The 13,340-nt window shown below is 56.2% G+C and carries 11 protein-coding genes; 3 read left to right on the top strand and 8 right to left on the bottom strand.

Going from position 1 to position 13,340, the window contains the following annotated elements; translation table 11 throughout:
• Positions 1-44: 44 nt before the first annotated feature.
• Complete coding sequence (locus tag ACIQW9_RS04310; RefSeq protein WP_402333380.1) at positions 45-476, top strand: OsmC family protein; 432 nt, start codon at positions 45-47, stop codon at positions 474-476.
• Positions 477-792: 316 nt separating this feature from the next.
• Positions 793-2,766 (top strand): DUF3300 domain-containing protein, encoded by a 1,974-nt coding sequence (locus tag ACIQW9_RS04305; protein ID WP_402333377.1) that lies wholly within the window; start codon positions 793-795, stop codon positions 2,764-2,766.
• A 49-nt stretch (positions 2,767-2,815) separates the two neighbouring features.
• On the opposite strand, the gene kdpE is transcribed toward ACIQW9_RS04305, so the two are convergent.
• The 6 genes from kdpE to kdpF form a co-directional block, all read right to left on the bottom strand.
• Entirely contained in the window at positions 2,816-3,514 is a 699-nt protein-coding gene (gene kdpE / locus ACIQW9_RS04300; RefSeq protein ID WP_011871110.1) for a two-component system response regulator KdpE, read from the bottom strand.
• On the bottom strand, positions 3,511-6,276 hold the full coding sequence (gene kdpD, locus ACIQW9_RS04295; protein WP_402333374.1) for a two-component system sensor histidine kinase KdpD: 2,766 nt from the start codon (positions 6,274-6,276) through the stop codon (positions 3,511-3,513). Before kdpD ends, kdpE begins: the two co-directional genes overlap by 4 nt.
• A gap of 138 nt (positions 6,277-6,414) precedes the next feature.
• Positions 6,415-6,987: a potassium-transporting ATPase subunit KdpC gene (gene kdpC / locus ACIQW9_RS04290; protein ID WP_402333371.1), complete on the bottom strand. Its 573-nt coding sequence runs from the start codon at positions 6,985-6,987 to the stop codon at positions 6,415-6,417.
• 27 nt (positions 6,988-7,014) lie between these two features.
• Entirely contained in the window at positions 7,015-9,114 is a 2,100-nt protein-coding gene (gene kdpB / locus ACIQW9_RS04285) for a potassium-transporting ATPase subunit KdpB (RefSeq protein WP_402333368.1), read from the bottom strand.
• A 63-nt stretch (positions 9,115-9,177) separates the two neighbouring features.
• Positions 9,178-10,983 carry a potassium-transporting ATPase subunit KdpA gene (gene kdpA, locus ACIQW9_RS04280; protein WP_402333365.1) on the bottom strand — a complete coding sequence of 602 codons (1,806 nt, stop codon included), beginning with the start codon at positions 10,981-10,983 and terminating at the stop codon, positions 9,178-9,180.
• A 1-nt stretch (position 10,984) separates the two neighbouring features.
• Positions 10,985-11,074, bottom strand: a complete 90-nt coding sequence (kdpF, locus tag ACIQW9_RS04275; RefSeq protein ID WP_402333362.1) for a K(+)-transporting ATPase subunit F — start codon at positions 11,072-11,074, stop codon at positions 10,985-10,987.
• A 225-nt stretch (positions 11,075-11,299) separates the two neighbouring features.
• Between kdpF and def the strand changes: the two genes are divergently transcribed.
• Complete coding sequence (def, locus tag ACIQW9_RS04270; RefSeq protein WP_402333360.1) at positions 11,300-11,833, top strand: peptide deformylase; 534 nt, start codon at positions 11,300-11,302, stop codon at positions 11,831-11,833.
• Here def and ACIQW9_RS04265 read toward each other — a convergent pair.
• The gene (locus ACIQW9_RS04265; RefSeq protein WP_402333357.1) at positions 11,830-12,180 is read right to left on the bottom strand and encodes a hypothetical protein; all 351 of its coding nucleotides are present in this window, start codon (positions 12,178-12,180) and stop codon (positions 11,830-11,832) included. The genes def and ACIQW9_RS04265 overlap by 4 nt on opposite strands.
• Positions 12,181-12,297: 117 nt before the next feature.
• Positions 12,298-13,284 (bottom strand): formylglycine-generating enzyme family protein, encoded by a 987-nt coding sequence (locus ACIQW9_RS04260; protein ID WP_402333355.1) that lies wholly within the window; start codon positions 13,282-13,284, stop codon positions 12,298-12,300.
• Positions 13,285-13,340: the final 56 nt, after the last annotated feature.

Genomic DNA, 13,340 nt, shown 5'->3' with positions numbered 1-13,340 from the left:
TTGCCGCGCTCTACCTTTACCCTCACCCCCTCAAGGAGATACAGATGGAACACACTGGATCAGCAGCATGGAAAGGCGGCATCAAGGACGGTATCGGCAGCATTTCGGTACAAACCGGTGTCTTGAAGAACGCGCCGTACGGGTTCAAGGCGCGCTTTGAAGATGGCCCGGGCACCAATCCGGAAGAACTGATCGGCGCTGCGCACGCCGGTTGCTTCACGATGGCCTTGTCGGGAGAGCTTGGCAAGGCCAATCTGACCGCAGACAATCTCACAACGACCGCTACCGTTACGCTGGAAAAAGTCCCCGGCGGCTTCAGCATCAGCAAAATTCATCTCGATCTGGTCGGTAAAGTGCCAGGTACGGACCAGGCCGGCTTTGAAAAAATAGCGAATGACGCCAAGGTCGGTTGCCCGGTATCCAAACTATTCAAAGGCAATGCCGAGATTACATTGACTGCCAGGCTGGAAAACTGATTCCTTGCGTCATTCTGTACTGAATACCTGCACATCATGACGAGACAACAATCCCCGCATCAGCGGGGATTGTTGTCTCCGCCACCATGATCCGGATACCTGTTCAAGTGCACCACCAGGAATTGTTTTGTCCTGATAATGTCTTATAAAGACTCGCCATCAAGATGCACTTGATTGCAATCCGGAAGCCCTTTTACGTTTGTTACAGCCAGTAACACGCTAAAGGTCAACTTCGCAGCAATCCAGGACGTTGAAGAAGAATCAGGGCAGGACCGCAACTGCGGTTCGCCAACTATCAAGCCGGCAGGTGCACAATATGAAGACCAATAAAAGCAAGCTCTCCACTTTGGTGGCCTCATCGCTCGTCATTAGCCTGCTTACCGTTGCCGGTTGCGGAAAAGCCGACATGAGCACGACAGCACCGCCGCCCGCCGCCGCTATACCCCCAACGCCCACTCCCTATACGCCGCCAACTGCCGAGCAGCTATTACAGATGGTTGCGCCGATTGCACTGTTTCCTGACAAGCTGGTTGCGCAAGTTCTTGCCGGTTCGAGCTATCCGGATCAAATCACCGCCGCCAATCTATGGCTGGGACAAAATCCATCCTTGAAAGGCGAGGCATTGCAAAATGCCGCAAATCTGCAACCCTGGGACGTAAGTGTCAAATCATTGACAGCCTTCCCTGCCGTACTCGCCCAGATGGCAAATAACATCCAGTGGACGACAGCGCTCGGCGAAGCCTATGTCAATGATCCAGACGACGTGATGAACGCAATCCAGACGATGCGCTTGCGTGCACAACAATCCGGCAATCTGAAAACTTCGCAACAAATGAGAGTGACGTCCAGCCCGCGCCTCGCGCCGCCGCCTGACTACGCAGATGATGCAGGCTACTTCGTGATAGCACCACCCTCGCAAACCATCGTGATCGAATCGGCACAACCGGATATGGTCTATGTGCCTAACTACAATCCTGCACTTGTCTATGGCGCGCCGATTCCGGTTTATCCAAGTTACGTTTACAACCCCGGTTACAGTTCCGGCGATATGTTCACGACCGGCATCATTTCATTCGGTCTCGGCATTCTGGTGGGCAGCGCCATTCACCATCATGACGGATGGGGCTGGCATTCGTGGGGCATGAACTGGGGCGGTCGCGGTCCTGGCTCCGGGCCGGATTATGGTGCCAATCACGGCTGGCGCCGTCCTTCCGTCGTTTACAACGATACGACCTATGTGTCGAGATCGACTACCATCGTCAACCGCAGCCATAACCCTGCGCGCATCAGCAACAACTTTGGCACGCCGAACAGCAATGCGCCTGGCGCTGGCAATAATGCAGGCCGGCCTAATTTCAGCGGCGGCACACCGAATGTCAGACCGCAAAACCAGAACTTGAGTACGCAAGCGCCGAACCGACCGATGACGGTGCCGCACTTCAATGCTGGCGATACGCGTCCGGGAGCACGGCCAGACACAAGTAGACCTGACGTACAGCACAGAGCCGATACTCCTCATCCTGCGCAGCAACAAAGCGGAGCGATGACCATGCCTCGCTTCAACTCTGGCGATACGCGCCCGGGCGCACGCCCAAGAACGGATGTGCCTGATGCACAACACAGCGCCAATATCCCTCGTCCGACGCAACAGCAAAACGAATCGCGGACCGCGCCTCGCTTCAATGCTGGCGATACGCATCCGGGCCAACGCCCCGCCATGAACGGCCCGGACAAGCGAGACAATCCAAATACTACGCGTTCAACACAGGCACGTGATGCACAAACGCGGGAAATGCCTCCTCGCGTCAATAACCGTGGGCCGGAAACACGCCCGCAATCCGAAACCGGACAAAGGCTCAATTCGAATGGATTTCAGCGTCCGACTGGACCGAACACGATAGGCACGGAGAACAGGCCGCAAAATCCTGCGCATACAACGCCATCGCAAAACACCCTGCGCTCAACCGGCGGACAGCAAAACGAGATGCGTCAACAACGTATCGAGAGAGAAGCCATGCCGCTACGCTCGAATCCGGAACCTGTGCAGCCTCGGCCACAGGCACCGCAGCAACAGCCGCATCCACAAATCTATTCCGCCCCTGCTCCGCAACAGCCTCGTTTTGAGCCGCCACAACAACCTCGGTTCGAGCCGCCACGCCCACAAGTGCAACAGCAACAACCACAACCGCAAGTGCAACAAGCGCGTCCACAGGCTCAACAGCCACGGCCGCAACAGCATGAGCAAATACGTTCTCGTCCAGCGAAAGAAGAAGAGAGAAAAGAACGGTAAAGTGCACCAGCCAAATCAGATGGCATTTGCCGTCTGATTTGCATAGAATTTACAAAGGCAGCAGCAAGCGGTAACCCACTGCCGTTTCAGTCAGCAGATAACGCGGCTGCGCAGGATCGTCTTCCAGCTTTTGCCGCAGATGCCCCATGTAAATACGCAGGTAATGGCTGCTTTCCGAATGTGACGGCCCCCATACTTCGCGCAGTAGTTGCGGATTCGTGACGACCCGTCCAGCATTGGTCGCCAATACCGCCAGCAGCCGGTATTCAGTCGGCGTCAGATGCACCATCTGATTGCCCTTGGTCACCAGATGCGCCTTCAAGTCCAGCCTGACGTCACCGAACTGTATCGCCTCCTGCGCATCACTACCCTGGCGGTGTTGCCGCCGTACAGTGGAGCGAACACGTGCCAGCAATTCACCTACGCCGAAAGGTTTGGACAAATAGTCGTCGGCGCCGGCATCCAGCGCCTTGATCTTGTCGCTTTCATTCGTGCGCGCAGACAGCACGATGATGGGCACCGTCGACCACTTTCGTACATCGTGAATGAAATCCACCCCGTCGCCATCCGGCAAGCCGAGATCGAGCACGATCAGATTCGGTTTGCGCGTGCCGGCATCAATCAGGCCGCGCTTCATCGTTTCCGCCTCAAAAATTTGCCAGCCCTCCTCCTCCAGCGCCGCGCGTACAAAGCGCCGGATTTGCGGTTCGTCTTCCACCAGCAGTGCAATGGGTAATGCTTCCTTCATGGTCTTTGGTCCAAGGTGGTGATCTCGCTCTCGTCGATGGCCGGCGGTGTGCCGAGCGGCAGGGTAAAGTTGATGGATGCACCGCCATCCGGCGAATGTGCGGCACGTATCGTACCCTGATGCGCTTCGACGATGGCACGGCAAATCGCCAATCCGAGGCCGACGCCCGGCGTTGCGGATTCGCGTTCGCCGCGGGTGAATTTATCAAAAATCGCTTCTTCCTGGCCGGCCGGCAAACCGGGGCCATTGTCGTAGACGGAGACTTCCAGGAAACGTCCACTGATTTCTGCCGCGATGACGATACGGGAGCCGGCAGGCGTGTACTTGACTGCATTCTCGATCAGATTGCACAGCACGCGCTCTATCAGCACTGCATCGAAGCGCACCAGCGGCAAATCAGACGCTAGCCTGGTTTTAATTTCGTGATGGACAATCGCGGATTGACTGGCGCGCAATGCGCTGCCGACCACTTCTTCAAACTGCAGCCATTGCAGATTGAATTTCACTTCGCCGCTTTGTATGCGTGCCATGTCCAGCAGATTGGACACCAGATTGCCCATGCGCCGCGCTTCATCGTGCAAGGCTTGCGCGAGTTCCTGCTGGCTGGATGTCAGTGGCGGTTTCGACATGGTCAGTGATTCGGACAGGCCAATCAGCGACGTGAGCGGTGTACGGAGGTCATGCGATAGCGCCGACAGCAAGGAATTGCGTAAACGTTCCGACTCCATGCGCACCAGTGCGTCTTGCGCTACTTCGATGTAATGCACACGTTCAAGTGCGATGGCAGCGAGCGCTGCGAAGGTATCGAGTTGCTGTCTTTGCTCGGGAATCAGAATCCAGCGCCGGTTCTCCGGTTGAATAGCCAGCACGCCGCGCGTGCGCATCGGAGCGACCAGCGGCAGGTAAAAATACGTGCTGGCCGGCAGCGTGTCGGTCCCCATGCCGGCCGGCGTGGCACGATCGAATGCCCACTGCGCGATGCCGATATCCAGCTCGGCAACGTTCTTGCCGTTAGCAGCATCGCTGCCGATGCCGTCCGCAGCTTGTGCCGGCAGCCTCAGGTGCGCCGCATCATCCGGCAACAGCAATACTGCCTTTGCCCGAAACGTGCGTTGTATAAAGGATTGTGTAATCTCGAATATCTGCTCGGCCTGCAATGCACTCGATAACTCCCTGGCAAATTCATACAGCGCGCGTGCCCTGCCTTCCCGATGTGCGGCGATCCTTGCCTGGAAGCGCAATCCCGACGTCAATTGACCGACTATCAGTCCGACGACCAGCAAGACAGAAAAAGTCACCAGATATTGCACATCGCTGACCGCAAAGGAAAAGCGCGGCAAGACGAAGAAAAAGTCGAATACGGCCACACTGAGAAATGCCGCCAGCACAGCCGGCCCGCGTCCAAAGCGCACGGCAATCAGTACTTCGGTCAGCAAAAACAGCATCACGATATTGGCCAGATCCAGATGCGGCAGCAAGGGCGTCGCAAACAAGGCGGTAAAAATACACGCCACGACCGTCCATACATAAGGCATATATCGCGGCTTCGTTCCGCCGGGCATTTCATCCAGCCCCGAGCTGAGGCGCGCTGACAGATTTTGTGATGACGACGAGCCCTTGCCTTCCATCCGCCCTATTTCTATCAGATCGATATCCGGCAGATGATGCGCGATCAGTTTTAAATGCGAGGTTTGCCACGGCCATTTGCTGTGATCCCGTCCCAGCACGATGCGTGAAAAATTATGGCTGCGCGCATAGTTGACGATTTCATTTGCGACCGTATTACCGGATAGAACCGCCGTTGTCGCGCCGAGGTCTTGCGCCAGCTTCAGGGTTTTCAGGATATGTTCGCGATGCGCTGGAGGGAGGCTCTGCAATTGCGGCGTTTCCACATACACTGCATGCCACTTTGCATTCAACTGTCCGGCAAGTTGTGCCGCGCTGCGAATCACATGTTCGCAATTGGCGCCCGGCCCCACGCAGACCAGCAAATCGGAATCAGTTTTCCACACGCCATTGATGGATTTTTCTATCCGGTACGCCTGCACATCATCGCCGATGCGATCGGCGGTTCTGCGCAAGGCCAGCTCACGCAAGGCGATCAGATTGCCCTTGCGGAAAAAATTGCGCGATGCGCGCTCAGCCTGCAGCGGCTGATAGACCTTGCCTGCGCTCAGGCGTGCCAGCAAGTCGTCGGCCGGAATATCGACCAGCACGACTTCATCGGCCTGGTCGAAGACTGTATCCGGCAAGGTTTCCGCCACACGAATACCCGTGATGCCGCCGACCACGTCGTTCAGCGTTTCCAGATGCTGCACATTGACGGTGGTGAACACGTCTATGCCGGCGTCCAGCAATTCATGCACATCCTGCCAGCGCTTGGGATGGCGCGAACCTGACGCGTTGGAATGCGCCAGTTCATCCACCAGAATCAGCGCCGGGCGACGTGCCAGCGCGGCATCGATATCGAATTCGGAAATAGTTTTGTCGCGATAGGCGATCTCTTTACGCGGCAGCACTTCCAGTCCGTCAAGCAGCGCAGCCGTTTCATTACGACCGTGCGTTTCGACGATGCCGACGATGACATCATGGCCTTCCGCCTGCATCCTGCGCGCGGCGGACAGCATTGCATAGGTTTTGCCTACGCCGGCAGATGCGCCGAAGTAAATGCGCAGTTTGCCCCGTTCGGCCCGGCGTTCCTGCTCCTGCACATGCGCCAGCAAGGCATCTGGATCGGGGCGTTGGTAATCGGCTGGAGGCATGGATGTGGAACGACAATGAGAGTAACTATTGTGAATGGAATGCCGGCTTTTATTGTGCCATATTCGAGAGAATCGTCAGGCCCTCTCTTCATCAGTAAATACCATCGGCAGCGCCCGGCTGCCGACAGGCTTTATATCTTAGTGACGCTGATCCAGGGCGAGGTTCAATGCCAGGACATTCACACGCGGTTCGCCAAAGAAACCGAAATACTGTTCCTTGCTGTGTCTGTCTATGAGGCTTAGCACTTCTTCCAGTTGCATCTTGCGTTCACGTGCAATGCGGGCAGCCTGATACTTTGCAGCGGCAAGACTGATTTCAGGATCGAGCCCGCTCGCCGAAGCCGTCACCAGGTCAACCGGAACTGGCAAGGTATTGGCCGGATCGGCGGCTTTCAATGCGGCGATGCGGCCTTTCACACTATCGATCAGTGCCGGATTAAGCGGGCCCTGATTAGAGCCGCTGGATGCCGCGGCATTGTTCGGCATCGGGCTGGTAGCAGATGGTCGCCCCCAGAAATACTGCGGCGATGAAAACGCCTGGCCGATCAGCGATGAGCCGACGATTTGCCCGTTACGTAATACCAGGCTGCCTTCCGCCTGTTCGCTGAAGGCCAGCTTGCCGATGCCGGTAATCGCGTACGGGTAGATGAGGCCGCAAATCAGGGTGAGCGCGGCGAATAAAACCAGTGCGGGACGCAGTGTAGATTTCATATCCATTCCTTCGTATCAATTCTTCATTCAGATGAGACCAAAAACGGTCAGGATCATGTCGATCAGCTTGATGCCGACGAAAGGCACCAGAATGCCGCCCAGGCCATAAATCAGCATATTGCGACGCAGCAGCGCAGCCGCACCGACGGCGCGATACTTGACGCCCTTCAATGCCAGCGGGATCAGCACGACAATGATCAGCGCATTGAAAATCACGGCCGACATGATGGCCGATGACGGACTGCTCAACTGCATGATGTCGAGCGCCTTCAGTTGCGGGTAGGTCGTGACAAATGCAGCCGGAATGATGGCGAAGTATTTGGCGACATCATTGGCGATCGAGAACGTGGTCAGCGAACCGCGCGTCATCAGCATCTGCTTGCCGATCTCGACGATCTCCAGCAGCTTGGTCGGATTGGAATCCAGATCGACCATATTGCCGGCTTCCTTCGCGGCCTGCGTGCCGGAATTCATCGCCACCGCGACGTCAGCCTGCGCCAGCGCCGGTGCATCGTTGGTGCCGTCGCCCGTCATCGCGACCAGACGGCCTTGCGACTGATATTCGCGGATCAGCCTGAGCTTCTGCTCCGGCGTGGCTTCGGCCAAAAAGTCATCGACGCCAGCTTCGGCCGCAATCGCTGCCGCAGTCAGCTTGTTGTCGCCGGTGATCATCACGGTCTTGATGCCCATGCGACGCAATTCGGCGAAGCGCTCCTTGATGCCGCCCTTGACGATATCCTTCAGCTCGACCACACCCATCACGCGGCCATCGTCGACCACCACCAGAGGCGTACTGCCTCTGCGTGAAATATCATCCACCGTATTCGATACTTCGATCGGGAACGAGCGGCCAAGCAATTCGATATGTTTTTTCACCGCATCGGCAGCACCTTTGCGTATCACGCGCTCGCCCATATCGACGCCGCTCATGCGTGTTTGCGCACTGAAGTGAACGAAGTGTGCATTCAATGCCGCGATGTCTCGTTCTCGTATGTTGTACTTTTGCTTGGCAAGGATGACGATGCTGCGGCCTTCCGGTGTTTCATCGGCCAGCGAAGCCAGTTGCGCGACATCGGACAACTGGATTTGCGTAATGCCAGGCGCCGGATAAAACTCGGAGGCCTGACGATTGCCGAGTGTGATGGTGCCGGTTTTATCCAGCAACAGCACATCGACGTCGCCCGCCGCTTCTACTGCGCGGCCCGACGTGGCGATTACGTTGGCTTGCATCATGCGGCTCATGCCGGCCACACCGATCGCCGACAGCAAACCGCCGATGGTGGTCGGGATCAGGCAGACCAGCAAGGCGATCAACACGGTGATCGTGATCGGCGTGCCGGCTCCAGCGACTTGCACCGAGTACAGCGAAAACGGCAACAAAGTGACCGTCACGATCAGGAAGATGATGGTCAGCGCGACCAGCAAAATCGTCAGTGCAATTTCATTCGGCGTTTTCTGACGCTTGGCGCCTTCAACCATCGCAATCATGCGATCGATAAACGCCTCGCCGGGATTGACCGCAATACGTACCACCAGCCAGTCGGACAGCACGCGGGTGCCGCCGGTGACAGATGAAAAATCTCCGCCCGACTCACGAATGACCGGAGCAGATTCGCCGGTAATCGCGCTTTCATCGACCGAGGCCACGCCTTCGATTACTTCACCATCGACTGGAATCACATCGCCGGCTTCAACCAGTACGGTATCGCCCTTGCGCAGATCGGCAGGCGATGCAGGCAGCCACGTTGTGCCATGTTTGGGCGTCGCGAGTTTCTTCGCCAGCACGGTTTGCTTCAAGGCGCGCAACGATGCGGCTTGCGCCTTGCTGCGCCCTTCCGCCAATGATTCGGCGAAGTTGGCGAACAACACGGTGAACCACAAGCAGATGGAAATGGCAGCGATAAATCCGGAATTCGCCTCGCCTTGTCCCACCAACGATTGAATGAACAACAGGGTCGTGATGATGCTGCCGACATAGACAACAAACATCACCGGACTGCGCCACTGTGCGCGTGGCGTCAGTTTTTTGAATGCATCGACTATGGCAGGGCCTATCATGGCCGTATCGAAAAGCGCCAGGCTTTTCCGTGACACGATAGGCGCCGCCTTGATTTCTGGCATGTGCATGGCAGGCTTTCTTTGATTTGTTGGAGACGGAATCGCGGTGCGGCTCCGCCCCTCTCCAGTTGATTAATGTGAGAACAGTTGCAGATGTTCGACGATCGGGCCAAGCGCCAGCGCCGGGACGTAATTCAATACGCCTACCAGCACAACCACGCTTACCAGCAAGGCAACGAACAGCGGTCCATGCGTAGGCATCGTGCCTGCATTCGCTGTAAGTCTTTGCTTGCCTGCGAGTGAGCCGGCGATCGCCAGAATCGGCACGATCATCGCGAAACGTCCGAACCACATCGCAATCGCCAGCATCGTGTTGTAGAACGGCGTGTTGGCAGACAGTCCGGCGAACGCACTGCCGTTGTTATTGGCGGCCGATGTGAATGCATACAGGATCTCCGAGAATCCATGCGCGCCCGGATTGGCAATGCCTATCTTTCCGGGCTCCACCAGTACGGCAATCGCAGTACCGACCAGCACCAGTGTCGGTGTCACCAAAATCGTGATCGATGCCATCTTCATTTCATACGACTGGATTTTCTTGCCCAGGTATTCCGGCGTGCGACCTATCATCAGACCCGCAATGAACACCGAAAGAATCGCGAAAATCAGCATGCCGTACAAACCGGTGCCGACGCCGCCGAACACCACTTCGCCGAATTGCATCAACACCAGCGGGACGAAGCCGCCCAGTGGCATCAGAGAATCATGCATATTGTTGACTGCGCCGCATGATGCCGCCGTCGTTACCGCAGTGAACAAGGCAGATGCACTGATGCCGAAACGGGTTTCCTTGCCTTCCATGTTGCCGCCAGATTGCAGGGCGGTAGTCGTCTGATCAACGCCTAGCGCCTGCATCGCTGGATGTGCGCTTTGTTCCGACATCATGACGATGGAGGTCATGACAACAAAGATCAGCGTCATCGCACCCAGCACCGCCCAGCCTTGTCGCATATCGCCGACCATGCGACCGAAGGTAAAACACAGACCGGCTGGAATCAGGAAGATCGCCAGCATCTCGATGAAGTTGCTGAGTGCGGTCGGATTCTCGTAAGGATGGGCCGAGTTGGCGTTGAAGAAACCACCGCCGTTGGTGCCCAGCATCTTGATCGCTTCTTGCGATGCAACCGGACCCATCGCGATGGTTTGCGTTTTGGTGGTCAGGGTTTCCATCACAGGCTTGCCTTCTGCATCCACCACAGGTTGTCCGTCAGCAGTGGTTTTCGCTTGCTGATACGTAACCGGATCGACCAACGCCACATCCTGATAGGCAGAGAAATTCTGAATCACGCCCTGCCCCATCAAGGCGACCGAGACAACGATAGTCAGCGGCAACAGGATATACAGCGTGGAGCGCGTCAGATCGACCCAGAAATTGCCTATCGATTTGGCTGAACGCGAACTGAAACCGCGTATCAACGCAAATGCGACGGCAATACCGGTCGCTGCAGAAAAGAAATTCTGTCCCGTCAATGCCAGCATCTGCGTCAGATAGCTCATCGTCGATTCGCCGGCATAAGCTTGCCAGTTGGTATTGGCGACGAAGCTCACTGCCGTGTTGAACGATGAATCCGGGCTGACGTTGCCGAATGCCTGCGGGTTGAGCGGCAACCACGATTGCAAGCGCTGTACTGCATACACGAACAAGGCGCCTAAAGTATTGAATACCAATAGCGCGATGGCATAACTTTTCCAGCTCATTGCGGTTTGTGCACCGAGGCCGGCAAGGCGATAGAGAGCATTTTCTATTTTGAGCAGCCAGCCGAATCCGCGGATAGCTGTGCCGTCGCCGACCTTCGCCATGAACAGACCCAGGGGATAAGCGAGCGCCAGCAATACGGCTAGAAATGCAAGGAGGTACATGATGGATTGCGAAGTCATTTTACAAATCCTCCGCTTTCAGCAACGCCATCACGAGATAAATAAGCAAACCGACCGCCACAACTGCGCCGATTACGTAAAATACGTTCATGGCCGTTCTCCCAACTGGCTGCAGCCTTCAGCAAACGCCCAGCAGGTAAGGAAAAACGCCGCAATTACACCGAAAAAAACGATGTCCATTTCACACTCCCACATCACTGTTTTGATGAGATCTAGCTTAGGAGAAACGCTCTAAAAATTGTGTAAAGACTTGGACACGGGATGTAAACAAGATATAAAAACGAGATATAAAAATTGATATAAGCAGATTGGAAAAATGAGCAAGCTAGCAATCCTTCAGTATCCCGACGAGCGCCTGCATACGGTAGCGCAAGCCGTCCCGCAGGTAGATGCCGGCATACGCCGTCTGGTGGGAGATATGGCGCAGACCATGTATGCAGCGGACGGCATCGGCCTGGCGGCCACGCAAGTGAATGTGCATCTGCGCGTGATTCTGGTGGATATTTCCGAAGACCGGAGTCAGCTATTGGTGATGATCAATCCGGAAGTCATCAAGATGGGCGGCAGTGCAGAATTCGAGGAAGGCTGCCTGTCCGTTCCCGATGTATATGAAAAGGTGAAGCGCGCCGCCTGGATCAGGCTGCGCGCGCTGGATATAAATGGCAAGCCCTTTGAAGTACAGGCAGACGGATTGAAGGCGATGTGCATCCAGCATGAGCTGGATCATCTGCAAGGCATGGTGTTCGTCGAACATCTGTCGCCGCTGAATCAGGCACGGATACTCAGCACGCTCGCCAAGCCGAAGTCGGCGCGACGCAAAAACCGTATACGCGGCAAGCTTGCGGTTTAACGCGCTGCGTCTGCCTTGATTACGGCCAGACGCGCTTCTACCCTGACCATTGCGCCGGTTGCCGGGTGACGCAACTTGGTGATGCGCTCGACCAGAATCGTTTCTATCTGTTGCGGCTGCAATTGATATCGTTGCAGAAAATCGTCCGCGACTTCAATTTCCACCGTGATCAGCCCTCTTTCTTCTGCAATATCCACTGCCGTCACTTTACCGAACATATCGATTTGCAAACCGCTCAGGGGATTGCGGATATCGAGCAGGCGCGGTTCGATCGCATTGGTGAACTGTTGCGCATTCAGTGCGCGCAACACGGGGAAACAGCCGCTAACTTCTATTCGTGTTTTCATTTTTACCTGAATCCTGATACTTGAATCTTGATACTTGCGTCGTCACGCAGGCATCCATTTTGCCATTACTTGCCGGCTCAGGGCCATCGCCCTCATTCTTGTCAGCGCGAAAATTTTCTAGTCGGCTTCGCGCAACAGGCGCATGCCTACCAGCGTATAACGCGTATCCGGCGCATTCCAGTTGCGATAGGACGAACGGGCGTAAAACGACCATGTGTGCCATGAGCCGCCACGACGCACGCGGACGTTTCCGGTCGCTGGCCCCTGCGGATCGTTGACCGGCGAGTTGGCGTAATAGTGATCGTCATGCCAGTCGGCCGTCCATTCCCATGCATTGCCGTGGATATCGTAAAGTCCAAATGCATTCGGCGCAAAACTGCCGACCGGCGATGTAAAGGCAAAGTCATCATGCCCGGCCAGCGCATAACTGGCCCATCTGCCCCAGTTTTTTGCCGTGTCCGCATCAAAGATATTGGCCGCGCCCAGCAGCGATTGCGGATCATCGCCGGTGTAATACTGGGTGCTGGTGCCGGCACGTGCAGCGTATTCCCACTCGGCTTCGGTAGGCAGGCGATACGTTTTTCCTTCTGTCTGGCTCAACCATTTGCACATGGCGAGCGCATCGTTCCAGGTAACGTTGACGACCGGATGATCATCGTCTTGCGCAAAGCCGGGATTGCGCCATGAGTATTTCGGATTGCGGCCCTCGAATGCATCGCCGCGCGCCGATAGCGCCGGATCGTATGCGGGGTTGTAACCGTAGCCGCCACTACCGTCGGCTTCCGATTCAGGCTGATAGCCGGAAGCCAGCAGAAAGCGGCGAAACTGGCCGACCGTGACTTCATGCTGTCCCAGATAAAAGGCGCGCGTAATGCGCACCTTGTGCACCGGCGCCTCATCGCCCAGCTCCAGAAAACGTTTGCGCTCGTATTGTGGATAAGCTTTGGCAAGAGTGTCGGCTGAAGCATCGCTGCCCATCATGAATTCGCCGGCAGGAATCAGCACGAACTTCATGTCGATCAGGTTTTTCAGCACCGCTTCGTCAGCCCAGCTCCATGAGGGCAAACACAACAGGCCAAGAATAAACAGGATACGTCTGCGCATGGCGCCCCGCTAGAGAGAAGGAAAAAATGCCAGTGTCTTGTAAAAGTCGCCGGACT

Source organism: Herminiimonas sp. NPDC097707, assembly GCF_044761395.1.
GTDB lineage: Bacteria > Pseudomonadota > Gammaproteobacteria > Burkholderiales > Burkholderiaceae_D > Oxalicibacterium.
This window is presented reverse-complemented; position numbering and strand designations above follow the sequence as displayed.

What these genes read in the sequence shown, in the direction of transcription:
- kdpE (WP_011871110.1), bottom strand. Translation starts at nt 3,514, where the DNA reads ATGAAGGAAGCATTACCCATTGCACTGCTGGTGGAAGACGAACCGCAA.
- kdpB (WP_402333368.1), bottom strand. Translation starts at nt 9,114, where the DNA reads ATGCACATGCCAGAAATCAAGGCGGCGCCTATCGTGTCACGGAAAAGC.
- ACIQW9_RS04310 (WP_402333380.1), top strand. Translation starts at nt 45, where the DNA reads ATGGAACACACTGGATCAGCAGCATGGAAAGGCGGCATCAAGGACGGT.
- ACIQW9_RS04265 (WP_402333357.1), bottom strand. Translation starts at nt 12,180, where the DNA reads ATGAAAACACGAATAGAAGTTAGCGGCTGTTTCCCCGTGTTGCGCGCA.
- kdpD (WP_402333374.1), bottom strand. Translation starts at nt 6,276, where the DNA reads ATGCCTCCAGCCGATTACCAACGCCCCGATCCAGATGCCTTGCTGGCG.
- ACIQW9_RS04260 (WP_402333355.1), bottom strand. Translation starts at nt 13,284, where the DNA reads ATGCGCAGACGTATCCTGTTTATTCTTGGCCTGTTGTGTTTGCCCTCA.
- kdpF (WP_402333362.1), bottom strand. Translation starts at nt 11,074, where the DNA reads ATGAACGTATTTTACGTAATCGGCGCAGTTGTGGCGGTCGGTTTGCTT.
- kdpC (WP_402333371.1), bottom strand. Translation starts at nt 6,987, where the DNA reads ATGAAATCTACACTGCGTCCCGCACTGGTTTTATTCGCCGCGCTCACC.
- ACIQW9_RS04305 (WP_402333377.1), top strand. Translation starts at nt 793, where the DNA reads ATGAAGACCAATAAAAGCAAGCTCTCCACTTTGGTGGCCTCATCGCTC.
- def (WP_402333360.1), top strand. Translation starts at nt 11,300, where the DNA reads ATGAGCAAGCTAGCAATCCTTCAGTATCCCGACGAGCGCCTGCATACG.
- kdpA (WP_402333365.1), bottom strand. Translation starts at nt 10,983, where the DNA reads ATGACTTCGCAATCCATCATGTACCTCCTTGCATTTCTAGCCGTATTG.